At 39.5% G+C, this 21415-nt stretch carries 22 protein-coding genes; 8 read left to right on the top strand and 14 right to left on the bottom strand.

From position 1 onward, the window contains the following. Positions 1–7 precede the first annotated feature (7 nt). From tolB to FIT63_RS06075, 10 genes are read right to left on the bottom strand one after another with little or no spacing between them, the layout of a single operon-like run. The gene (gene tolB, locus FIT63_RS06030) at positions 8–1303 is read right to left on the bottom strand and encodes a Tol-Pal system beta propeller repeat protein TolB (RefSeq protein ID WP_140006998.1); all 1296 of its coding nucleotides are present in this window, start codon (positions 1301–1303) and stop codon (positions 8–10) included. Then, entirely contained in the window at positions 1290–2081 is a 792-nt protein-coding gene (locus FIT63_RS06035; protein ID WP_223259901.1) for a TonB C-terminal domain-containing protein, read from the bottom strand. Before FIT63_RS06035 ends, tolB begins: the two co-directional genes overlap by 14 nt. Before the next feature lie 8 nt (positions 2082–2089). Next, positions 2090–2476 (bottom strand): biopolymer transporter ExbD, encoded by a 387-nt coding sequence (locus FIT63_RS06040; RefSeq protein ID WP_223259902.1) that lies wholly within the window; start codon positions 2474–2476, stop codon positions 2090–2092. A 3-nt stretch (positions 2477–2479) separates the two neighbouring features. Continuing rightward, a complete protein-coding gene (gene tolQ, locus FIT63_RS06045; protein WP_046488892.1) occupies positions 2480–3151 on the bottom strand; it encodes a protein TolQ in 672 nt (223 codons plus the stop codon). Continuing rightward, the gene (gene ybgC, locus FIT63_RS06050) at positions 3148–3558 is read right to left on the bottom strand and encodes a tol-pal system-associated acyl-CoA thioesterase (protein ID WP_140006999.1); all 411 of its coding nucleotides are present in this window, start codon (positions 3556–3558) and stop codon (positions 3148–3150) included. The genes tolQ and ybgC overlap by 4 nt, the downstream gene beginning before the upstream one ends. After that, positions 3546–4583, bottom strand: a complete 1038-nt coding sequence (gene ruvB / locus FIT63_RS06055; protein WP_140007000.1) for a Holliday junction branch migration DNA helicase RuvB — start codon at positions 4581–4583, stop codon at positions 3546–3548. The genes ybgC and ruvB overlap by 13 nt, the downstream gene beginning before the upstream one ends. Before the next feature lie 9 nt (positions 4584–4592). Then, positions 4593–5174: a Holliday junction branch migration protein RuvA gene (gene ruvA / locus FIT63_RS06060; RefSeq protein ID WP_140007001.1), complete on the bottom strand. Its 582-nt coding sequence runs from the start codon at positions 5172–5174 to the stop codon at positions 4593–4595. Next, on the bottom strand, positions 5171–5674 hold the full coding sequence (gene ruvC / locus FIT63_RS06065) for a crossover junction endodeoxyribonuclease RuvC (protein WP_420886452.1): 504 nt from the start codon (positions 5672–5674) through the stop codon (positions 5171–5173). Before ruvC ends, ruvA begins: the two co-directional genes overlap by 4 nt. A 53-nt stretch (positions 5675–5727) precedes the next feature. After that, a complete protein-coding gene (locus FIT63_RS06070) occupies positions 5728–6453 on the bottom strand; it encodes a YebC/PmpR family DNA-binding transcriptional regulator (protein ID WP_140007002.1) in 726 nt (241 codons plus the stop codon). 20 nt (positions 6454–6473) lie between these two features. Further along, on the bottom strand, positions 6474–7409 hold the full coding sequence (locus tag FIT63_RS06075) for a DMT family transporter (RefSeq protein ID WP_140007003.1): 936 nt from the start codon (positions 7407–7409) through the stop codon (positions 6474–6476). 75 nt (positions 7410–7484) lie between these two features. On the opposite strand from FIT63_RS06075, the gene FIT63_RS06080 reads away from it, so the two are divergent. After that, positions 7485–7916, top strand: a complete 432-nt coding sequence (locus FIT63_RS06080; protein ID WP_140005732.1) for a CBS domain-containing protein — start codon at positions 7485–7487, stop codon at positions 7914–7916. 73 nt (positions 7917–7989) lie between these two features. Here FIT63_RS06080 and ntrC read toward each other — a convergent pair whose 3' ends face one another. The 3 genes from ntrC to glnA form a co-directional block, all read right to left on the bottom strand. Next, the gene (gene ntrC / locus FIT63_RS06085) at positions 7990–9378 is read right to left on the bottom strand and encodes a nitrogen regulation protein NR(I) (RefSeq protein WP_140007004.1); all 1389 of its coding nucleotides are present in this window, start codon (positions 9376–9378) and stop codon (positions 7990–7992) included. Then, the gene (glnL, locus tag FIT63_RS06090; protein WP_140007005.1) at positions 9375–10502 is read right to left on the bottom strand and encodes a nitrogen regulation protein NR(II); all 1128 of its coding nucleotides are present in this window, start codon (positions 10500–10502) and stop codon (positions 9375–9377) included. Before glnL ends, ntrC begins: the two co-directional genes overlap by 4 nt. A gap of 206 nt (positions 10503–10708) precedes the next feature. Beyond that, positions 10709–12118: a type I glutamate--ammonia ligase gene (gene glnA, locus FIT63_RS06095; protein WP_140007006.1), complete on the bottom strand. Its 1410-nt coding sequence runs from the start codon at positions 12116–12118 to the stop codon at positions 10709–10711. A 269-nt stretch (positions 12119–12387) separates the two neighbouring features. Here glnA and aroE point away from each other — a divergent pair, with 269 nt between their 5' ends. Beyond that, positions 12388–13221 (top strand): shikimate dehydrogenase, encoded by an 834-nt coding sequence (gene aroE / locus FIT63_RS06100; RefSeq protein ID WP_140007007.1) that lies wholly within the window; start codon positions 12388–12390, stop codon positions 13219–13221. Further along, complete coding sequence (gene mtgA, locus FIT63_RS06105; protein WP_140007008.1) at positions 13222–13941, top strand: monofunctional biosynthetic peptidoglycan transglycosylase; 720 nt, start codon at positions 13222–13224, stop codon at positions 13939–13941. 1 nt (position 13942) lies between these two features. Here the strand turns inward: mtgA and uvrA are convergent, their stop codons facing one another. Beyond that, a complete protein-coding gene (uvrA, locus tag FIT63_RS06110; RefSeq protein WP_140007009.1) occupies positions 13943–16759 on the bottom strand; it encodes an excinuclease ABC subunit UvrA in 2817 nt (938 codons plus the stop codon). 75 nt (positions 16760–16834) lie between these two features. Between uvrA and FIT63_RS06115 the strand changes: the two genes are divergently transcribed. The 5 genes from FIT63_RS06115 to aspS are packed head-to-tail and all read left to right on the top strand — an operon-like array spanning position 16835 to position 21415. Continuing rightward, a complete protein-coding gene (locus FIT63_RS06115) occupies positions 16835–18238 on the top strand; it encodes an MFS transporter (protein ID WP_223259904.1) in 1404 nt (467 codons plus the stop codon). After that, positions 18225–18719, top strand: a complete 495-nt coding sequence (gene ssb / locus FIT63_RS06120; RefSeq protein ID WP_140007010.1) for a single-stranded DNA-binding protein — start codon at positions 18225–18227, stop codon at positions 18717–18719. Before FIT63_RS06115 ends, ssb begins: the two co-directional genes overlap by 14 nt. Positions 18720–18722: 3 nt before the next feature. Beyond that, the gene (locus FIT63_RS06125) at positions 18723–18983 is read left to right on the top strand and encodes an FmdB family zinc ribbon protein (RefSeq protein WP_140007011.1); all 261 of its coding nucleotides are present in this window, start codon (positions 18723–18725) and stop codon (positions 18981–18983) included. Between the two features lie 8 nt (positions 18984–18991). Next, positions 18992–19603, top strand: coding sequence for a DUF502 domain-containing protein (locus tag FIT63_RS06130; RefSeq protein ID WP_140007012.1), 612 nt, complete (start codon positions 18992–18994; stop codon positions 19601–19603). 24 nt (positions 19604–19627) lie between these two features. Next, positions 19628–21415 (top strand): aspartate--tRNA ligase, encoded by a 1788-nt coding sequence (gene aspS, locus FIT63_RS06135; RefSeq protein ID WP_140007013.1) that lies wholly within the window; start codon positions 19628–19630, stop codon positions 21413–21415.

Here is a 21415-nt window from a genome sequence, read left to right on the forward strand (position 1 = left end):
AGTTAATTTATTTTACAAAAGGTGCCCATGCGGGCTCTCTAATATCATCAGCGTTAATATTGAATGATTGACGAACCACCCCATCAATCGATACGGTAGAAAGTTCGCCCGATCCGCTGATCTTGTGTGCATATAGTATCACATGCCCATTTGGGGAAAATTTAGGTGCTTCATCAAAAGGACCATCAGTAATTTTCGTAATTTGTCCTGTTTGTAGATCGTGTAAAACCACTCTGAATCGACCTTCATCTTGAGTGACGTAAGAGAGCATTTTGGCATCGGGTGAAACGTTAGGATTTAAATTTTGGTTCCCTTCGAATGACACGCGTTGTGGCTCGCCTCCAGTTGATGAAACTTTGTAAATTTGTGGGCGACCGCCGCGATCAGATGTGAAATAAATAAAACGTCCGTCAGGCGACCAAACTGGCTCCGTATCAATGTGCGTACTTTGGATAAGGGGTTTTAAATTAGACCCATCAGCATCGATGAGATAAATTTGTGAGTTTGCGTTATAGGTTAAAACAATCGCCAAACTTTTGCCATCAGGCGACCATGAGGGAGAGCTATTATTGCCTTTAAAGTTAGCCAAGACCGTTCTTTGTCCTGTCACTAAAGACTGAATATAGATAATAGGTTTTTTCTTTTCAAAAGATACGTAAGCAATCTTTGTACCATCTGGCGACCATCTCGCAGAGATAATAGGCTGAGGTGAACCCACTACTGACTGCACATTAAATCCATCTGCATCAGCCACATTTAAAGAGTAGCGGCCTTTATTTTTTGTAATGTAAGAAATTTTGGTGCTAAAGACTCCCGGGATACCAGTTAACTTTTCATAAATGGTGTCAGAAATTTTATGGGCGATTGCTCGGTATTGTGCGACTGGACCCGAGTATTCCATAGTGGTTAAAATCGTTTTTTTATTGATATCAACTAAAAACCAATTCACCTTCAAACGATTATTACTGATCTCCACCTGGCCTAAAGTCATCACTTGAGCCTGAATGGCAGTCATTTCAGCATAATTAATATCGCTTAAACTTGATGGCTTATTCACTAAGCCATTCACCTCTATAGATCTAAAAAAACCAGAGCGATAAAGATCCGCTGCAATGATTTGATGCATACGACTGCTGGTTTTATCAATAATTATTTCTTTATAAGGCATGACTGCAATATTAATTTGCTTGGTACCGCCTCCAGAAATCTCAATCGTTTCAATTGCAAATGCATGGATAGATATCAAAAAAAGTAAACATAAGGAAGTAAATGTTTTTAACATATGTACATTATATTTTTTCATTGGGTCTAAAGTTAAGTTTTAAATTTTTAAATTTCGAAAATAAATCGGTATCTGTTGGCACTGGTAAGGGTTGTGATTGAAAAATAGCACGCTCCACCGATTCATCACATACAGGAATACCACTTGATTTTAACATTTTAGGGTTACCAATCAATTCTCCTGTAGGCATTAATCCGATTTCAAACTGAAGCTCCACAGCACTCGTGCCACATAACTGCTTATTCACATTCTGTTGAATTTTTCTTTGAATCAATAATTTATATTTATCCATTTCACCTAATTTAGCACCTCCTTGGGTAGGATTAGTATTTGATTGTTTCACGTCTTCATGACGATTTAATGAAGGCTTTGATTTGTCTTGTAATAATTCTTGTTGAAGTTTAGCCAATTGATCTTGCTTTAAAAGTTCCTCCTGAATTTTTTTCAAATCATCTTTCTTTTTTTGATCTTCTAATTTTTTACGATCCTCTTCTTCTTTTTTTTGTTTCAAGCTAATTTCGGCCTTATCACTAGTCAGTGATTTAATAATTTCTTCTACCTTAGATGGTTTAGGCTCAGGCTTTGGAGGTTCTGGCTCAATCTTCTTTTCAACAGGCGGTGTGTCAACTGCTTTAACACTTGGCGCAGGAATCGAATCCCATAATTCCACTTCAGCTACTTGGGGTAACTTTACTCTCCATTCAAAACTGACAATCATGATCGCGATTAAAATAATATGCACACTCGTTGCATAGATCGCAGCTCTTCTTGCTATGATTTTTTCTTGGGGTCTAATCACGTCTAAATTTATTTTTGTGGCTTAAGAAGTAAGCCCACTTTGGAAACGTTATTTTGTTTTAAAAGATCCATGACACTTATCACTTCATCGTATTTCACATTTTTGTCAGCAGCAATTACAAGCGCTCGATCAGGAGTTGTTTTAATTAAAGACTGCAAATGACTTAATAATCGATCGCGCGTATAACTCTCACCCTCAATCTCAATGGTGCTATTAAGTTTTATGGTAATCACTATGGGCGCTCCTGTTTGTTTTAAAGTTTCACCCACCTCAGGTAACTCCACGACACCAGGATTCGTCATGGGGGCTGTCACCATAAAAATAACAAGTAAAACTAAAGTCACATCAATGTAAGGCACCACATTGATCTGATTCATTAAGCGACGTTTACGCATCACTTATCCTTTTCTTTGTAAGATATTAACGAACTCTTCCATGAAGCTTTCATATCTCACTGATAAACGATCAACTGAAGTTGCAAAACGGTTATAGGCAATAACCGCTGGAATCGCTGCAAATAGACCAATGGCGGTTGCGATTAATGCCTCTGCAATACCAGGAGCCACTTGAGTTAAGGTCGCTTGTGCCACATTGGCTAATCCTCTAAAGGCATTCATGATGCCCCATACTGTTCCAAATAAACCAATGTAAGGACTTACAGATCCCACTGATGCTAGAAAAGGTAAGTGTGCATCTAAGAAATCGAGCTCACGATTGTATGTGGCACGCATGGCACGGCGCACTCCTTCAATCACATCACTCATGTCACTTTTTGATGTTTTATGACGATTAAATTCTTTATAGCCTGCTTCAAAAATAGTCGCTAAGCCCTGGTTCTTGATGCGGCCACTATGAATGCTGTCATGAAGCTTATTAAGATCCCCACTTGTCCAAAATGTATTTTCAAATTCATCCACTGCAAGTTCTGCACTCTTTAATACAGAGACTTTAATAAAGATATACCACCAAGAAAAACCAGAAGCAGCCAATAAAATTACCATGACAAGCTGAACAGGAATGGTCGCCCCTGTAATTAAACTTAAAAAAGATAAATCATTCACTACATTCATAAAGACTCCATAATTTCTTTAACGGTGGATGGGATTCTGACAGGTTTAAATTTTTCACTATCAATACAAGCAATATCGACACTTGCATCAATCAACATTTCATTTTCACGATAAATCATTTGTCTAAACTCAATTTTGCTAGAGCCTATGTCTTTAAGCTCACTCTTAACGATCAAATCATCATTAAAACGTGCAGGAAGTTTGTATTGAATATCAATGCGATGAACCACAAACATAATATGGTCATGTTGTTTTAATTGGTGCTGATCAATGCCAACACTTCTCAACCATTCCGTTCTAGCGCGCTCCATAAATTTTAAATAGTTAGAGTGATAAACGACTCCCCCACTATCGGTGTCTTCGAAATAAATACGCACTGGTAGCGAAAAAGTTTTTATTCCTGCCATAGGGTATCAGTAGGCTCTTGTGAAGGTGGTTTCATACCAAAGTGAAGATATGTCGCTTGTGTCACAACACGTCCTCGCGGGGTGCGCATGAGATAACCTTGTTGAATAAGATAGGGCTCTAATACATCTTCAATGGTTTCCCGCTCTTCACCAATCGCTGCAGCTAAATTATCAATACCTACGGGACCACCATTAAATTTTTCTAGAATCGCTTGGAGGAGTTTTCGGTCCATGACGTCTAGCCCTAATAAATCCACATCCAACATTTTTAGTGCGTCATCTGCAATTGACGCGGTAATTTTTCCATTTGATTTTACTTGTGCGTAATCACGTACACGTCTTAATAAACGGTTTGCAATGCGAGGCGTGCCTCGTGAACGTTTTGCAATTTCTAATGAGCCTGAAGGATCAATATCAGCTTCTAAAAGACTGGATGATCGATCCACAATTTTTGCTAATTCGATTTCGCTATAAAATTCTAATCGGGAGACAATGCCAAAACGATCACGGAGTGGATTGGTGAGCATACCTGCTCGTGTGGTAGCACCCACTAATGTAAAAGGTGGCAAATCAAGTCGTACTGATCTAGCCGATGGACCTTCACCAATCATAATATCAAGACGGTAATCTTCCATCGCGGGATATAAGATTTCTTCGATGACAGGTGATAATCGATGAATCTCGTCAATAAATAAAACGTCATTAGGTTCTAAATTAGTAAGAAGTGCTGCGAGGTCACCTGCTTTTTCTAAAACAGGGCCTGATGTTTGGCGAAGATTGACGCCCATCTCTTTTGCAATGATGTGAGCTAAAGTCGTTTTGCCTAAACCAGGTGGGCCAAAAAGTAATACATGGTCTAAGGCTTCGTTTCTATTTTTAGCCGCTGAAATAAAAATCTCTAATTGGCTTCTGACTTTTTCTTGACCGACATATTCTTGAAGTTCTTTGGGGCGAAGTGCGCGTTCAATAGATTCCTCAACAGGCTCATTCACGGTACTTGCTACAAAACGATCAGATTCAATCATGCGTTTTCATTAGCCTTTGGATAAATATTTTAAAGCTTGTTTAATACCATCATTCACAGTGAGATTTATATCTAAACTTTTTATAGCATTTAAGGATTCGCGTTCATTGTAGCCTAATGCAATGAGGGCATTGAGTACATCTTGGCTGATCGATGTGATACCAGAACCCTTAATGCTTAAGGCTGAATCAAGCGTGAATTTATCTTTAAGTTCTAGAAGCAATCGTTCGGCTGTTTTTTTGCCGATACCGGGTACACGGGTTAAGAGTCCTGCTTCTTGCAATGACACTGCTTGAATCAATTCATCAATCGATAAGCCGCTTAAAATCGCGAGTGCGGACTTAGCTCCAATACCGTTTACTTTCAAAAGCTGTCGAAACATTAAACGTTCGGGGTTAGTGCCAAAACCAAATAGAAGCTGTACATCTTCACGCACCACAAAGTGCGTGAGCAAAGTGACTTTATCTCCCACCTGAGGAAGTAAATAAAAAGTACTCATAGGGACTTCGCATTCATAGCCCACTCCATTGCAATCAATTAAAGCCAAGGGTGGCGTTTTATCTAAAAGAATGCCGGAAATTTTTCCTATCATACAAGCCTACCTTTTTTCATACGGTAACTTAAAGCATCCATGCTTTGTAATTGGTTATAAGCATGCGCGTGACACATCGCACATGCAAGCGCATCTGCAGAATCGGCTTGCGGTAATTCGGGTAATTTTAAAAAACGTTTGATCATTTCTTGCACCTGCTCTTTTTTGGCATGGCCTGAACCTACCACTGATTTTTTAACTTGTAAGGCTGTATATTCATACACAGGTAATTTTTTGATTACAGCAGCGCTGATGGCAGCTCCTCTTGCTTGACCTAATAAAAGAGTGGATTGTGGATTCACATTCACAAAGACTTTCTCAATAGCAACTTGTTTTGGCTTATATTGATCGATCACTTCAAAGAGTCCTTCTAAAATAATTTGAATGCGCTCAGGCAAACTATCACGCGCCTCTTGTTTAGCGCTGACAGTTTTTATTACGCCACTTCCAAGATAAAGAATCTTATCACCACTTTTTTCCACGATACCGAACCCAGTCATTCTTAAACCAGGATCAATACCAAGGATGATAATAGGATCACTCAATGATGAATTTAATCTTCAATCACTGCGGTGGTATAAACTTCCTGAACATCATCTAGGTCATCAAGCGTATCTAGAATTTTTTGCATTCTAATACCATCATCTCCACTCAAAGCATTTTCTAATATAGGACGCATCGCGACTTCTGCTAATTCTATTTTTAAACCTGCATTTAAAAGCGCTTCTTTAATTTGAATAAATTCTTGAGCGGGGGTGATCACTTCAATACTGCCATCTTCGTCATTGATGATATCTTCAGCACCTGCCTCTAAAGCCAGTTCCATCACTTTATTTTCATCTGTGCCGGGAGCAAAAAAGATGCGTCCACAATGTTTAAATAAAAAAGCGACGGATCCATCGGTACCTAAATTGCCGCCATTTTTAGTGAGCGCATGCCTTACGTCAGCGACAGCTCTTTGTTTATTATCCGTTAAGCAATCAATAATAATGGCAGCCCCACCAATGCCGTAACCTTCATATCTAACTTCCTCGTAACTCACACCCTCTAATTCTCCCGTACCTTTTTTAATTGCACGCGTGATATTGTCTTGTGGCATATTTTCTTCTTTTGCCAGCGCCACAGCAGCTCTCAATCTCGGATTGAAGTTGACTTCTCCGCCACCGAGTCTTGCTGAAACCGTAATTTCTTTAATGATTTTTGTGAATACTTTTCCGCGCTTAGCGTCTTGGCGACCTTTGCGGTGTTGGATATTTGCCCATTTGGAATGTCCTGCCATGCTTAGCCCTTTCTAGACTTTCATTTTATCATGGGTTCTTTTCTAAGCCACGGCTGGACAAGCTCTTCTTTGTGTTTTTTAATGCGGTCGTAAGAAATCATCAGGAGAGAGATTCCAATGAAAGACATACCTACAAATTCAAAAGGTTTAATTAGCTCATGAAGTTCAATCGACGATGCAATGACTGCTATCACAGGACAAACCGTTGTGGTCATGGTAGCTATGCCTGCCGATAAATGTCTTAATGCATAAAGCCATAATAGCCATGCAATGGCATTCCCAAAGACTGCGTTATAAATGAGCGCTCCTATAAAATAACTATCCCACTCAATTGAGGCCGTATGTGTCATGAAAGCCAAAACCACAATAGGTATTGAGCCAAAAAGCATTTGCCATGCGGTTAAGGAAATCAAATCAAGATTAGGTGAACGAGCTTGAAGTTTTTTAGCTAAAATCACAGCCAACGCCCATGAAATGCCAGACACAATGGCTAATATCATGCTGAATACATCGGTGCCCAAATGAAGGGGATCCAAAATAAATAAAATGCCCATCAATGAAAAAAAAGCTGCGGGCCATTGCCATCCGCGCAATTTTTCCCCTAAAAGTGGCCAAGCCAAAAGCATGGTCCAAAAAGGCATGGTGTAGGTAAGTACCGCTGTTTTACCAGCACCACCTTCAACCAAGGCCCATACTAAAAGCCCTGTAAAGCCAGAAGTTTGAAGAAGACCTAAAGCGATCAGACTTGGAATTTCTTTGATGCTAAAAGGTTTTTTTAAGATAAGCATCACAATGAATAAACAAAGTGTCCCTAAGACGGTTCTAAGGGCTGCAAAATCAAAAGGACCTGAGAAATGAAGGGCATTTTTCATAACGACCCAGTTGTAACCCCAAATCAGACATAAAAGCATAAGGGCTAAAAAAGCCATCAGGCTTTGATTTTTTTTAAGGAGCATTTTTATACTTGTTTAATGTAGAGTCATTATTATAAAGTGTATATTTAGATTCTAAGATTTCAAAAAAGGTACCTTATGAAAACAGCTGCTCAACTTATTGCTGATAAAAAGCATAAAGAAGTAATTACTATTGCCCCAAACCGTCCCGTGATTGATGCGCTCATTATCTTAGCCGAATATAAAATTGGCGCGCTCATTGTGATGGACAAAGACAAAATGGTCGGTATTTTTTCTGAGCGCGATTACGCGCGTGAAGTTGTTCTAAAAGGTAAGTCATCTAAAGTCACTTTAATTGAGGAAGTGATGACTAAAAATGTACTAGTGGGCCACGGTAAAGATACTTTTGAAAAAGCAATGACGCTTATGACCGAAAAACATATTCGTCACTTACCCATTATTGATGGCACCAAAGTCATTGGTATGTTGTCTTTAGGTGATGTGGCTAAAGAAATGATTGTGTATCAAAGAAACCTAATCAAAGAGCTAGAAGCTTACGTTAAGCAATAACTGCCAAATTAATGATTGTAATGACGGTTACTCCTAAAAAACAAAGTCACGCAGCGCCTGATTCAAAAAAAAATTATTTTTCAATTTTTAATTCTTTAACTTTTCGGGTTAAAGTATTTCTTCCTAATCCCAACATCTCAGCTGCCTCAATTCGCCTTCCTTTAGTAAACTGAAGTGCTTCCTCAATTAAAATCTTTTCAAATGTTTGATTGAGATCGGTCAAAATATCTTTTTGATTTTTGTTCAATGCTAATTGCACTTCTTGCTTTAATCCATCTTTCCAATTGGCTGATACTTCTTTATGCATATCATGATTTTTCAATTCAGGTGGTAAATCTTTAATGTCGATATTTTGACCTGGTGCCATGACGGTTAACCAATGACACACATTTTCAAGTTGGCGCACATTGCCACTCCAATTAAGGTGCGATAAATAACTTAAGGTATCTTCAGATAGAATTTTTGTTTCAACACCTAATTGCTGTGCACTTTGTTGCAAGAAGTAGCGTGCTAAATCTGGAACATCCTCTGCACGCTCTCTTAAGGCTGGTAAGCGCAAACGAATGACATTTAAACGATGAAATAAATCTTCACGGAAGAGTCCTGATTTAACTCGCTCTTCTATGTCTTGGTGAGTCGCTGCAATGACTCGTACATTTACTTTAATAGGGTTATGGCCACCGACGCGATAGAACTGACCGTCACTTAAGACACGTAAAAGTCTTGTTTGAAGATCCGCTGGCATGTCACCAATCTCATCTAAAAAAAGTGTGCCACCATCCGCTTGTTCGAAACGACCTTTTCGCAGAGCTTGCGCTCCAGTAAAAGCACCTCGCTCATGACCAAAGAGTTCGGACTCCAATAAATCTTTTGGAATCGCGGCAGTATTTATTGCAATAAAAGGTTTATCTGCGCGAGGTGAATGTTTATGAAGCGCACTTGCAACCAACTCTTTACCACTGCCCGATTCACCATTAATAAGAACCGTGGCATGAGAGCGGCTAAGACGTCCGATGGCACGAAAGACTTCTTGCATGGAAGGTGCATGACCAATCATCTCGGTCGAATTTTCAAAAGAAACTTCTTGATTGTTTTGTTTCAATGACTCATCAATAGCACGATGAATAATTTCAATCGCTTGATCCACATCGAAGGGTTTTGCCAAGTATTCAAAAGCCCCTCCTTGGAATGCAGCGACTGCACTTTCTAAATCAGAATAAGCCGTCATGATGATGACAGGAATATGTGCATATTTTTCTTTGATGACTTGAAGGAGTTCTAAGCCTGAACCTTGCGGCATTCTAATGTCACTCACAATCACTTGTGGCTCTTCATCTTTGATCGCTGCAAATGCATCTTTAATCGAACTAAACGTTTTAAAATTTAAGTCAGTTCGTGTAAGTGCTTTTTCAAATACCCATCGAATAGATTTGTCATCATCGATAATCCAAATTGCTTTCATAGTGAAGATCCTTGTGATTCTTTATTGGGAGTAGAAATTTCTTTTGTATCTAAAACTTTAATAGGCAATAGAATTGTGAATGTGGTATGCCCTGGCTCACTCTTACATTCAATCATGCCCTGATGTTGACTTATATAGGTTTGCGCTAAAGATAAGCCTAGCCCTGAGCCACCTTCACGGCCTGAGACCAGCGGATAAAATATTTTGTCGCGAATGCCTGGAGGGATGCCAGGTCCATTATCAATGATGTCGAGTTTGATACCCACACGGTAACGTTTTTTAGCGAGCATGATTTGTCGTTCAGCTCTCGTTTTAAAAATGATTAAACCTTGTTGTTGTTTTTCATGCATCGCTTGAACGGCATTACGCGCAATATTAAGTACCGCTTGAATCAGTTTTTCCCGATCGCCAATAATATCAGGCAGGCTTGTATCGTAATCGCGTTGAATTTTTATTTCATCAGGCGATTCGGCAAGCAATAAACTTCGAACGCGCTCCAACACTTCATGAATATTGGTTGGTTCATATTTAGGTTTTTGGTGGGGGACAAGTAATCGATCCATGAGCGATTGCAGGCGATCTGCTTCTTTAATAATGACTTGTGTATATTCTTTTAATGAAACGTCAGGCAATTCATGCTCTAAAAGTTGCGCAGCCCCTCTTAAGCCTCCTAATGGGTTTCTAATTTCATGTGCTAAATTTCGAATCAATTCTGAGTTCGCTTGTTGCTGGATCAACATACGCTCTTCTTTTGCGATTCGTAATTGCTGATCCATTTGCTGGAACTCAAGAATATATCGAATCATTTTGCTTTGAATGGGTGTGATGGTGCATGTCACAGAATAGGACTGATGTTTTAAAGTGGTAATTAAAAACTCATGCTCACGATAAGGTGTATCGCTATTTAAAGCTTGGCTGATGGCTATTTTTAAAATGTCAGAATGAGGAAATGCTTCATCCAAGGTCATCATGTAAATATGTTTAGCACTGAGCCCAAATAAAATTTCCGCCGATGGATTCATATACAAAATATGGCCTTCAATATCGCATAGCAATACTGCACTTGCTAAGTGTTCAATCCCTTTAAGTTCTGGACTTAAGGATGGTATAGTGTTTTTATTCATGAATTTTCCATTTTCATTTATATAGCAAGCAAAACTTGAGCCAACTTTGACAGATGGTCTTAAGGCCTATTTATTAGGATGTGTTGGGATATTGTAAGGAATATTAAGCGGTAATGCACTAAAATAGTGCATATATGGATTTAGCCCAAAATGAAGGCATAAAAAAGACGGCTATCAAAGCCGTCTTTTTAATTTTTTCAAAAGAATTAGCAGCTGTAATACATGCCGAATTCGATTGGATGCGGCGTCATACGCATCTTAGTGACTTCTTCCATCTTAAGATCGATATAACTATTGATCCAGTCATCGGTAAATACACCACCGCGTGTTAAGAACTCGCGATCTTTATCTAAATACTCAAGCGCTTGTTCGAGAGATGAACATACCGTTGGTACTTGTGCATCCTCTTCAGGTGTTAAATGGTACAAGTCTTTTGTAGCGGGTTCACCTGGGTGAATCTTATTTTGAATACCATCTAAACCTGCCATCATCAATGCGCTGAATGCAAGATATGGGTTCGCTATCGGGTCTGGGAATCGCGCTTCGATACGACGCGCTTTGTCCCCTTCGACGAATGGAATACGAATCGACGCTGAGCGGTTCTTCGCAGAGTAGGCTAATTTCACTGGAGCCTCATAGCCTGGCACTAAACGTTTATATGAGTTTGTACCCGGATTAGTAATCGCATTGAGTGCGCGTGCGTGTTTAATCACACCACCAATGTAGAACAACGCGAGTTCACTTAAACCAGCGTAGCCAGAACCAGCAAATAAATTTTTACCATCTTTCCAAATAGATTGATGCACATGCATACCTGAGCCATTATCACCTAGGATTGGTTTTGGCATGAATGTCGCTGTTTTGCCATAGTTATGCGCGGTGTTTAAAACCACGTATTTAAGAAGTTGTGTCCAATCAGCGCGCTGTGTGAGCGTACTAAATTTAGTACCGATTTCACATTGACCTGCAGTGGCGACTTCATGGTGATGCACTTCAACAGGCACCCCCATCGCTTCTAATGTAATCGACATTGCTGAACGCACATCTTGAAGTGAGTCAACGGGTGGCACTGGAAAGTAACCGCCCTTAACCCCTGGACGGTGTCCCGTATTGCCACCTTCGTGTTGTGTTGCAGAATCCCACGCACCTTCTTCTGAATTAATTTTAACGTGACATCCATCCATACCCTGAGACCAAGTGATGGAATCAAAAATAAAGAATTCTGGCTCTGGGCCAAAGTAAGCTGTGTCACCTATGCCTGTTGATTTTAAATAAGCCTCTGCACGGCGCGCTAAGCTTCGTGGACAACGCTCATAACCCTTCCCGTCTGTTGGGTCTACGACATCGCATGTCAGAATAAGAGTTGGCTCTTCCATGAATGGATCGATATTAGCTGTATCTGGATCTGGCATTAGCAACATGTCGGATGCTTGAATGCCTTTCCAACCTGCAATCGATGAACCATCGAATGCGTGACCTTGTTTAAATTTATCTTCATCAAAAGCTGAGACAGGCACGCTGACGTGCTGTTCTTTGCCTCGCGTATCCGTGAATCTAAAGTCCACGAACTTAACGTTGTTATCCTTAATCTTTTTCATTACATCAGCGATTGCCATTTCATTCTCCTAAAAGCGTCAATTGTGATTCAATCTGTTGTTCATTAATGCATTTCAACATATTAATAGTAAGCACAAATTGTGCCAATCGAATAATGCTATAAGGCTCTGTTATTGCTTGAGATTTAAAAGGGAAATGCCAAAAAATGCACCAAAAAAATGCATATATGAGTTTTATGCACTTTATAAGTGCATAAATGAGTTTGATGGCAGTTTTTACAAAAACACTTATACTCGAAACCTTAATCAAATCGATGTGATAGCGCACCATGACTGAACTTAAAAAACATTTTGCCGTGATTGGTAATCCAATTCATCACAGCCTATCTCCTCAAATTCATAGTGCATTTGCTAAAGAAGCTGGACTCCATATTGATTACAAAGCTTTGCTCTCGCCTCTCGATGAATTTAAAAATACAATTCATCAACTCATCGCACAAAAATTAAGCGGGGCTAATGTCACCTTACCTTTTAAAAAAGAGGCTTATGAATTAGCGAGCCAGCATTCCAGTCACTCTAGAATCGCTGAGGCTGTGAACACGCTCGAATTTAAAGGTGATCAAATCATTGGGCACAATACAGACGGCATAGGGTTAGTAAGAGACCTCGAACAAAACTTAAATGTAGATTTAAAGCGTAAGAAAATTTTACTCATCGGTGCGGGCGGTGCTGCCGAAGGCGTGATTTATTCCATCTTAGAAAAAGAACCATCTGAATTAACACTCACCAATCGCACGATTGAAAAATCACACGTGATTCGAAATAAAATGGATGTGCATGCAAAAAGTTTTAATGTGAATTTAAATGTGATTGAAATGGCAAAATTGCCAGATCAATATTTTGACATCATTATCAATGCAACCTCAGCCGGTTTAAATAATGCTGAATTTGATTTGAATCATAAAGTTTTTCATGAAGGATCTTTAGCTTATGACATGATGTATGGCAAAGAAACATCCTTTATTAGAGAAGCTCAATCACAAGGGTCTAAAACATCAGATGGTCTGGGCATGTTAGTTGAACAAGCCGCAGAAGCTTTTTTTATTTGGCATCACATTAAACCAAAAACAAAATCTGTGATCGAATCATTAAGAGCGCTTTAATTGCAAGCACGATTAAAAAATCTATTTTGGAATAATCGATCCTTCAAAGGAAAAGTTTTATCTGTTTCGTTTCTTTTTTTCTTTTTCTATCAGCTCTGGATTTTACTTCACATTATTTTATGGACGGTTGTCAATCCAGGTGAAAGTGCTTTCATGGAAACGAGACTCGAGCACCTTCAAGAAAAAGATGAAAAAGCAACGCTGCGTCATCAATGGGTCAATTACAACCAAATCTCGATCAATATTAAACAAGCCGTCATTGCAGCCGAGGATGCCAAGTTTATTGACCATGAAGGTTTTGACTGGGAGGGCATTGAAAAAGCTTATGAAAAAAATAAGCGACGTAAAAAAATTGTAGCGGGAGGGTCCACTATTAGCCAGCAGCTTGCTAAAAATTTGTTCTTATCCAATCAAAGAACGCCTTGGCGAAAAGCAGAAGAAACCATTATCACCCTAATGCTTGAAACAATTTTAAGTAAACAAAGAATCTTAGAAATTTATTTGAATGTAATCGAGTGGGGAAATAATGTCTATGGGATTGAAGCTGCATCCCTTCGTTATTTTTCATTCCATGCAAGAGATTTAAATAGTTTTCAGTCGGCTAAGTTAGCCTCCATGATTCCTAACCCTAAATATTATGAGCACCATCAAGATGCTTCAGGATTGATTGAGCGAAGTGGAATCATCCTATCTCGAATGAATTCGGCTCAAGTGCCATAATTTATTTGAGGTAAGTTTTTAGATATTTCCCCGTGTAACTCTTCTTGTTGTTGGCCACTTCTTCAGGTGTGCCTTCTGCAATAATTTCACCACCACCATCACCACCTTCAGGGCCTAAATCAATCACCCAATCTGCCGTTTTAATCACATCTAAATTGTGTTCAATGATAACAATGGTATTTCCTGCATCACGAAGCTTATGGATGACGTCGAGTAATAGTTGAATATCTGCAAAATGAAGTCCAGTGGTTGGTTCATCTAAAATATAAAGTGTTGTACCTGTATCACGTTTTGAAAGCTCTAACGCTAATTTAACGCGCTGCGCTTCACCACCTGAAAGTGTCGTCGCATTTTGACCTAAAGTGATATAACCTAAACCCACTTCAATGAGCGTACGTAATTTTTTTTCAACTGCAGGAATAGCATTAAAAAATTGATGGGCTTGTTCAACCGTCATCGATAAAACTTCATGAATATTTTTACCCTTAAATTGAATCTCTAAAGTTTCACGGTTATAACGTTTCCCTTGGCAAATATCACAAGGGACATAGACGTCAGGTAAGAAATGCATTTCAACTTTTATCACACCATCTCCCTCACAAGCTTCGCATCGGCCGCCTTTGACGTTAAATGAGAAACGGCCTGGGCCATAACCTCGATTTCGGCTTTCATTAAGTTGTGCAAAAAGTTCTCGTGTGGGTGTAAAGAGTCCTGTATATGTTGCAGGATTGGATCGAGGTGTTCTTCCAATTGGGCTTTGGTCCACGTCAACAACCTTATCAAAAAAATCTAAGCCTTTAATTGATACATGCTCAGCAGGTTCGGCATGGCTTCCATATAAATGATGTGCGACGGCACGATAAAGGGTGTCGTTAATAAGGGATGACTTACCACTGCCTGACACACCTGTGACACAAGTGAGGAGCCCAATCGGTAATTTAAGATGCACATCTTTTAAATTGTTTCCCTTAGCACCTTTCAACTCTAACCATTTCAAAGTGCGTGGCAATACTCGCTTATTTTTATATTTGATTTCTTTAAGGCCGCTGATGTATTGACCCGTGAGTGATTTCGGATGTTTGGCAATCATTTTAGGTGTGCCTTCAGCAACGATATAACCACCATGCTCACCCGCACCTGGACCAATATCGACCACATGATCAGCTGAAAGAATCGCATCTTGATCGTGCTCAACAACGATCACGGTATTCCCCAGATCGCGCAACCTTTTTAAGGTTTCAAGTAAACGGTCATTGTCACGTTGATGAAGACCAATGGATGGTTCATCGAGCACATACATGACGCCTGTTAAGCCACTACCAATTTGTGAAGCTAGACGAATGCGTTGTGCCTCACCACCTGATAAGGTTTCGGCTGAACGAGAGAGGGATAAATAATCTAACCCGACATTGACTAAAAATTTTAAGCGGCTCGTAATTTCATAAATGATTTTCTCAGCGATGGTTTTTTTAGCGCCCTTAAGTTTTAGCGACTCAAAAAAATGTACGGTTTCTTTTAAAGGGGTATTGCATATTTCATGGATATTTTTTTTACCTACTTTGACATGTCTAGCTTCACTCCTTAAGCGAGCACCCTCACATGAAGGACAGGTTTGCATATTCAAATATTTTGCGAGTTCATCTCGCACAGTCCCTGAATCGGTCTCGTGATAACGACGTTTTAAATTATTTAAGATACCTTCAAAGCTATGCATCTTTTTATTAATTTGACCGCGTTCATTCATATATGAAAAACTAATCTGCTCACTCCCGCTGCCATTCAAAATCACATTTTGAATTTTTTCAGGGATGTCTTCAAACACAGTTTCTAAATCAAATTTGTAATGCTCACTCAATGATTGAAGAAGTTGGAAATAAAATTGATTGCGCTTGTCCCAGCCTTTAATAGCACCTGATGCAAGAGATAAATGTGGAAAAGCCACCACGCGTTTTGGGTCGAAGAAATTTATATTACCAAGTCCATCGCACTCAGGGCAGGCTCCCATTGGATTATTAAATGAGAAAATACGCGGCTCTAATTCTTCCAAAGAATAATCGCAAAGTGGACATGCAAATTTTGCTGAGAAAAGATGGGATTTATTGATATCCATTTCGATCGCAATCATCTTGCCATCGGCCAGCCTTAATGCAGTTTCGGTCGACTCTGTAATACGCTGTTTAATTTCTGGGTTAATTTTAATGCGATCGACCACCACATCCACCTGATGCTTTTTAGTTTTGGTGAGTTTTGGTAGAGCATCAATTTCATAAATCTCACCATCAATGCGCAAACGAATAAAGCCTTGCGCTTTTAAATCTTCAAATAAATCTTGTTGCTCACCCTTTCTGCTATTAACAATGGGAGCTAACAACATAATTTTTGTGTCAATAGGGAGGGCTAATAATGTATCCACCATTTCGGATACTGTTTGAGATTCTAACGTGTGAGCGTGCGTGGGGCATTCAGGCTCACCCGCTCTTGCATAAAGAAGTCTTAAGTAATCATGGATTTCAGTGACCGTGCCGACTGTGGAGCGAGGATTATGTGAAGTCGATTTTTGTTCAATCGAAATCGCAGGGGATAAGCCTTCGATTAAATCGACATCCGGTTTATTCATACGCTCTAAAAATTGACGTGCATAAGCCGATAAAGACTCCACATATCGACGCTGTCCTTCAGCATATAGCGTATCAAAAGCCAAGGATGATTTGCCGGAACCGGATAGGCCTGTAATCACAATCAATTTATTACGTGGTAAATCGAGTGAAATATTTTTTAAATTATGGGTTCTAGCCCCGCGAATCTTAATCGTATCCATGCAACTTAAGCTTTTTAAAGGTAACCTGCTAATATACGAAATTATTCGAAAATAAGAAATATCTAATTCAAGTTTATGAAGATAGAACAAGGCATGACCCCGCTCGAAATTCGATCCAGCTTAAGTTTGGCATCGATCTACGGCTTAAGAATGTTAGGCATGTTTTTAATCCTGCCTATTTTTGCTATTTACGCGGAAGGTTTGCCCGGAAGCCCCTCGGCTTTTCAAGTGGGACTTGCATTAGGGGCTTACGGCCTCACTCAGGCTTTATTTCAATTGCCTTTTGGCATGCTCTCCGACCGTTATGGACGCAAAAAGATTATCTATATTGGCCTTCTTTTATTTGCCCTAGGCTCATTTGTTTCAGGGTACTCAGACGATATTAATATCATTATTTTGGGCCGTGCCATACAAGGGGCGGGGGCGATTTCGGCCGCGATCACAGCGCTTGTAGCAGATTTAACAAGGGATGAGCATCGTACCAAAGCAATGGCTATGATTGGAGCCACGATTGGCATTACTTTTGCCTTGTCTTTGATGGGCGCTCCGCTATTAAATCGCCTCATAGGCGTGCCTGGTATTTTTATGCTGACAGGTTTTTTATCATTGTCAGCTATTTTAGTCGTGCGTTTTGTGGTGCCCACCCCCTTAAATATAAATACTTCTAAAACATTAAAAGAACCAGCACCTTCCTTTCAATCTATTCTAAAAAATAAAGAGCTCTCGCGTTTGAATTTTGGGATTTTTGCGCTTCATGCGGCTCAAATGGCCATGTTTATTGTGGTCCCCATAGCGCTTGCTACTTCAGGTGGTATGGATGTGAACCAACATTGGAAAGTTTATCTGCCTGTGCTCCTAAGTTCTTTTGTCTTTATGGTACCTATCATCATCATCAGCGAAAAATTTAATAAATCTAAATTCGTATTTATTAGCTCTATTTTTCTAATGCTCATTGCTCAACTAATGTTTGGTATTTTAATTAATATTTTTTGGGGTCTAGTGGCATCCCTTTTTGTCTACTTTGTAGCTTTCAATGTTTTAGAGGCAAGTCTGCCCAGTTTGATAAGCAAAATTGCCCCGCCAAGCGCTAAAGGTACGGCGATTGGGGTGTATAATACCTGTCAGTCATTAGGTGTCTTTTTTGGTAGTTTGTTAGGTGGTTTTTTAGCGGATTTTGGTGGCAGTTTTTCAGTATTTTCGTTTTGTGCCATTTTGATGACGTTGTGGGTAGGCTTTGCATTTTCAATGAAAGCACCACCCGCAATTAAAACCTTAATGTTTATGATTCAAAATAAATCATTACTCAAAAGCCCGAAACAATTAGCATCAGTGCAACAACAATTAAAAAAAATAAAAGGCGTGCGTGACGTCATGATCTTGCTTGAAGAAGGCAAGGTGATGCTCAAAGTCAATAAACACGAAACGATTCATGAAGCATCAATTATTAGGTTACTAGGAGGTAAACATGGCGTCAGTTAATAAAGTGATTTTGATGGGTAATTTAGGCAAAGATCCTGAAGTGCGATTTATGCCGAACGGAGACGCGGTATGCAATTTTAGTATTGCAACGACAGACAACTGGAAAGATAAGAACGGTGAAAAGCAAGAGCGCACCGAATGGCATAACATTGTCATGTATCGAAAGTTAGCTGAGATCGCAGGCGAATATTTAAAAAAAGGTCGTCCTGTATTTATTGAGGGCAGACTTCAAACACGCAAATGGCAAACGAAAGAAGGACAAGATCGCTACACTACGGAAATCATCGCAGATAGTATGCAAATGTTAGGCGGTCGGGATAGTGGCGGAGGAAGCTCTTCAAGTGCCTCATCCAGCGCACCAAGTCAAACAGCATCACAAGGTAATGATGAGTTTAATCAAGCCCCTCAAAGAACAAGTGGCGCACCTCAGGCAGCAGCTGCGACAAACTTTGATGATTTTGAAGACGACATTCCTTTTTAATATATGCCTATTTTTGATTTCACATGTGAAGCTTGCGGATGCTCGAAAGAATTGCTCCGTAAAATTTCAGATCCGATTTTGATGGAATGTCCTGAGTGTAAGAAAGGGACTTTTAAAAAACAAGTCTCGGCACCAAGCTTTCAACTGACAGGCTCTGGATGGTATGTCACAGATTTTAAAAATAAAACAAAAGAGAGTTCAGCAAAAGCTGATACAAAAACTGAAACCAAAAAAGATGCGAGCGCATCTCCAACCTCGAGTTAATTTTACATATGTTTAAACGTTATTTTTTAACAGGCTTACTTGTTCTTGTACCCCTAGCGATTACGATATGGGTGCTTACTTCACTTATTCATTTCCTAGACCAAACACTTATTTGGTTACCCTACGATTACCAACCAAAAAATCTTTTTGGATTTGATATTCCAGGCTTAGGTGTTCTTTTAACAGTCGGTGTGATTCTAGGAATCGGACTATTGGCGTCTAATTTATTTGGCCGTCAATTTTTAAAGCTATGGGAATTATTGTTATCAAGACTTCCATTTGTGAATTCTATTTACTCAAGTATCAAGCAAGTATCCGATACTTTATTTTCAGAATCAGGTCGTGCATTTAACAAAGCGGTGCTCATTTATTATCCTAATCGTGATACTCGGACGATTGCATTTTTAACAGGTGAGCCTAGTCCTGATATTGCAAAACATTTAAAAGGCAAACATGTGAGTGTGTATGTGCCTACTACACCCAATCCCACCTCAGGATTTTTCCTGATGGTCGCTAAAAAAGATATTGTGGAACTTGATATCAGTGTGGATCAAGCATTGAAATATGTCATTTCCATGGGCGTTGTTCCTCCTAAGCAAAAAAACAAAAAAATTAATTAACAATTTACTAAAGAGACTTTAAGAATGATGCGCACGCATTACTGTGGTGATTTAAATAAAACACATATTGGAGAGATCGTCACCGTATGTGGCTGGGCTCATCGTCGACGTGATCATGGAGGAGTCATTTTTATTGATCTTCGCGACCGTGAAGGAATTGCACAAATTGTGATCGATCCTGATACAAAAGAAACATTTGCCACTGCAGAGTCAATTCGTAATGAATTCGTATTAAAAGTCATATGTAAAGTAAGAGCTCGCCCAGAAGGCACGGTTAATTTAAATATCCCAACAGGTGAAGTTGAATTGCTAGCTTCCAATATTGAAATTTTAAATCCTTCATTAACGCCTCCATTTATGCTCGATGACGACTCCATTTCAGAAATGATACGTCTTGAGTATCGCTTTATGGATTTACGTCGTCCAATGATGCAAAATAATTTACGTCTTCGTTATAGGGTCACTAAAGTATTGCGGGACTTCTTAGATGAAAATGGATTTATGGAAATTGAAACACCAATGTTGACTCGCAGCACACCTGAGGGCGCTCGTGATTATTTAGTCCCTTCCCGTGTTCATGCAGGTGAATTTTTTGCCCTCCCTCAGTCTCCTCAGCTGTTTAAACAACTTCTTATGGTGTCAGGTTTTGATCGCTATTTCCAAATCACCAAATGTTTTCGCGATGAGGATTTAAGAGCAGATCGTCAACCAGAATTCACGCAAGTTGATATTGAAACTTCATTCATGAATGAAGAAGACATCATGACGATTGTAGAAACGATGATTCGTGAGATGTATAAAAAAGTTGCATCGATCGATTTGCCATCAAAATTTCAACGTATGACTTATCAAGAAGCGATGCATAAATATGGCTCCGATAAACCTGATATGCGAGTGGCACTAGAAATTACTGAATTGACTGACGTCATGCAGGATGTTGATTTTAAAGTCTTCTCATCAGCAGCTACTATGAAAGGTGGCCGTGTCGCAGCATTAAGAGTGCCCAATGGTTCCGCGATTACACGTTCTGAAATTGATGCTTATACCGAGTTTGTCAAAATCTATGGCGCTAAAGGTTTGGCGTATATTAAGATCAATGATGTTAATGAATTGAATGAGACAGGCCTTCAAAGCCCTATTGTTAAAAATATTCATGCAAATGCATTAAAAGCGATGATTGAAAAAACGAGAGCTACAAATGGCGACATTGTTTTCTTTGGTGCTGATAAAGAAAAAGTTGTAAATGAAGCACTTGGTGCATTACGTCTCAAAATTGGTCACGAAAAAAATCATGTCGACGGCAGAGCATGGGCACCTTTATGGATAGTTGATTTCCCTATGTTTGAGCACGATGAAGAAACAGATCGTTGGGTTGCCATTCATCACCCCTTTACGGCTCCTAAAGAAGGTCATGAAGAATTATTAGGAGCAGATCCTGGGAAGTGCTTATCTAAAGCTTACGATATGGTGATTAATGGCTGGGAAGTTGGCGGTGGATCAATTCGTATTCATGAAGAAAAAGTTCAGTCCAAAGTATTCGACGCATTAAAAATTTCAAAAGAAGAGGCTAAAGAAAAATTTGGATTCCTTCTTGATGCGCTTCAATATGGAGCACCTCCTCATGGAGGCCTAGCCTTTGGCCTTGATCGATTGGTCACTCTGTTAGCAGGGGCTGAATCGATTCGCGATGTGATTGCTTTTCCAAAGACACAACGCGCGCAATGTTTACTCACTAAAGCACCTAATGCAGTTGACGAAAAACAATTGCGTGAGCTTCATATTCGTTTACGCACACCTCAACCCACAACTTAA

Origin of the sequence: Candidatus Methylopumilus planktonicus (genome assembly GCF_006364715.1) — a bacterium.
Taxonomy (GTDB): Bacteria; Pseudomonadota; Gammaproteobacteria; order Burkholderiales; family Methylophilaceae; genus Methylopumilus; species Methylopumilus planktonicus_A.

What these genes read in the sequence shown, in the direction of transcription:
- tolB (WP_140006998.1), bottom strand. Translation starts at nt 1,303, where the DNA reads ATGAAAAAATATAATGTACATATGTTAAAAACATTTACTTCCTTATGT.
- FIT63_RS06040 (WP_223259902.1), bottom strand. Translation starts at nt 2,476, where the DNA reads ATGCGTAAACGTCGCTTAATGAATCAGATCAATGTGGTGCCTTACATT.
- tolQ (WP_046488892.1), bottom strand. Translation starts at nt 3,151, where the DNA reads ATGAATGTAGTGAATGATTTATCTTTTTTAAGTTTAATTACAGGGGCG.
- ybgC (WP_140006999.1), bottom strand. Translation starts at nt 3,558, where the DNA reads ATGGCAGGAATAAAAACTTTTTCGCTACCAGTGCGTATTTATTTCGAA.
- ruvB (WP_140007000.1), bottom strand. Translation starts at nt 4,583, where the DNA reads ATGATTGAATCTGATCGTTTTGTAGCAAGTACCGTGAATGAGCCTGTT.
- ruvA (WP_140007001.1), bottom strand. Translation starts at nt 5,174, where the DNA reads ATGATAGGAAAAATTTCCGGCATTCTTTTAGATAAAACGCCACCCTTG.
- ruvC (WP_420886452.1), bottom strand. Translation starts at nt 5,674, where the DNA reads ATGACTGGGTTCGGTATCGTGGAAAAAAGTGGTGATAAGATTCTTTAT.
- FIT63_RS06070 (WP_140007002.1), bottom strand. Translation starts at nt 6,453, where the DNA reads ATGGCAGGACATTCCAAATGGGCAAATATCCAACACCGCAAAGGTCGC.
- FIT63_RS06075 (WP_140007003.1), bottom strand. Translation starts at nt 7,409, where the DNA reads ATGCTCCTTAAAAAAAATCAAAGCCTGATGGCTTTTTTAGCCCTTATG.
- FIT63_RS06080 (WP_140005732.1), top strand. Translation starts at nt 7,485, where the DNA reads ATGAAAACAGCTGCTCAACTTATTGCTGATAAAAAGCATAAAGAAGTA.
- ntrC (WP_140007004.1), bottom strand. Translation starts at nt 9,378, where the DNA reads ATGAAAGCAATTTGGATTATCGATGATGACAAATCTATTCGATGGGTA.
- glnL (WP_140007005.1), bottom strand. Translation starts at nt 10,502, where the DNA reads ATGAATAAAAACACTATACCATCCTTAAGTCCAGAACTTAAAGGGATT.
- glnA (WP_140007006.1), bottom strand. Translation starts at nt 12,118, where the DNA reads ATGGCAATCGCTGATGTAATGAAAAAGATTAAGGATAACAACGTTAAG.
- aroE (WP_140007007.1), top strand. Translation starts at nt 12,388, where the DNA reads ATGACTGAACTTAAAAAACATTTTGCCGTGATTGGTAATCCAATTCAT.
- uvrA (WP_140007009.1), bottom strand. Translation starts at nt 16,759, where the DNA reads ATGGATACGATTAAGATTCGCGGGGCTAGAACCCATAATTTAAAAAAT.
- FIT63_RS06115 (WP_223259904.1), top strand. Translation starts at nt 16,835, where the DNA reads ATGAAGATAGAACAAGGCATGACCCCGCTCGAAATTCGATCCAGCTTA.
- ssb (WP_140007010.1), top strand. Translation starts at nt 18,225, where the DNA reads ATGGCGTCAGTTAATAAAGTGATTTTGATGGGTAATTTAGGCAAAGAT.
- FIT63_RS06125 (WP_140007011.1), top strand. Translation starts at nt 18,723, where the DNA reads ATGCCTATTTTTGATTTCACATGTGAAGCTTGCGGATGCTCGAAAGAA.
- FIT63_RS06130 (WP_140007012.1), top strand. Translation starts at nt 18,992, where the DNA reads ATGTTTAAACGTTATTTTTTAACAGGCTTACTTGTTCTTGTACCCCTA.
- aspS (WP_140007013.1), top strand. Translation starts at nt 19,628, where the DNA reads ATGATGCGCACGCATTACTGTGGTGATTTAAATAAAACACATATTGGA.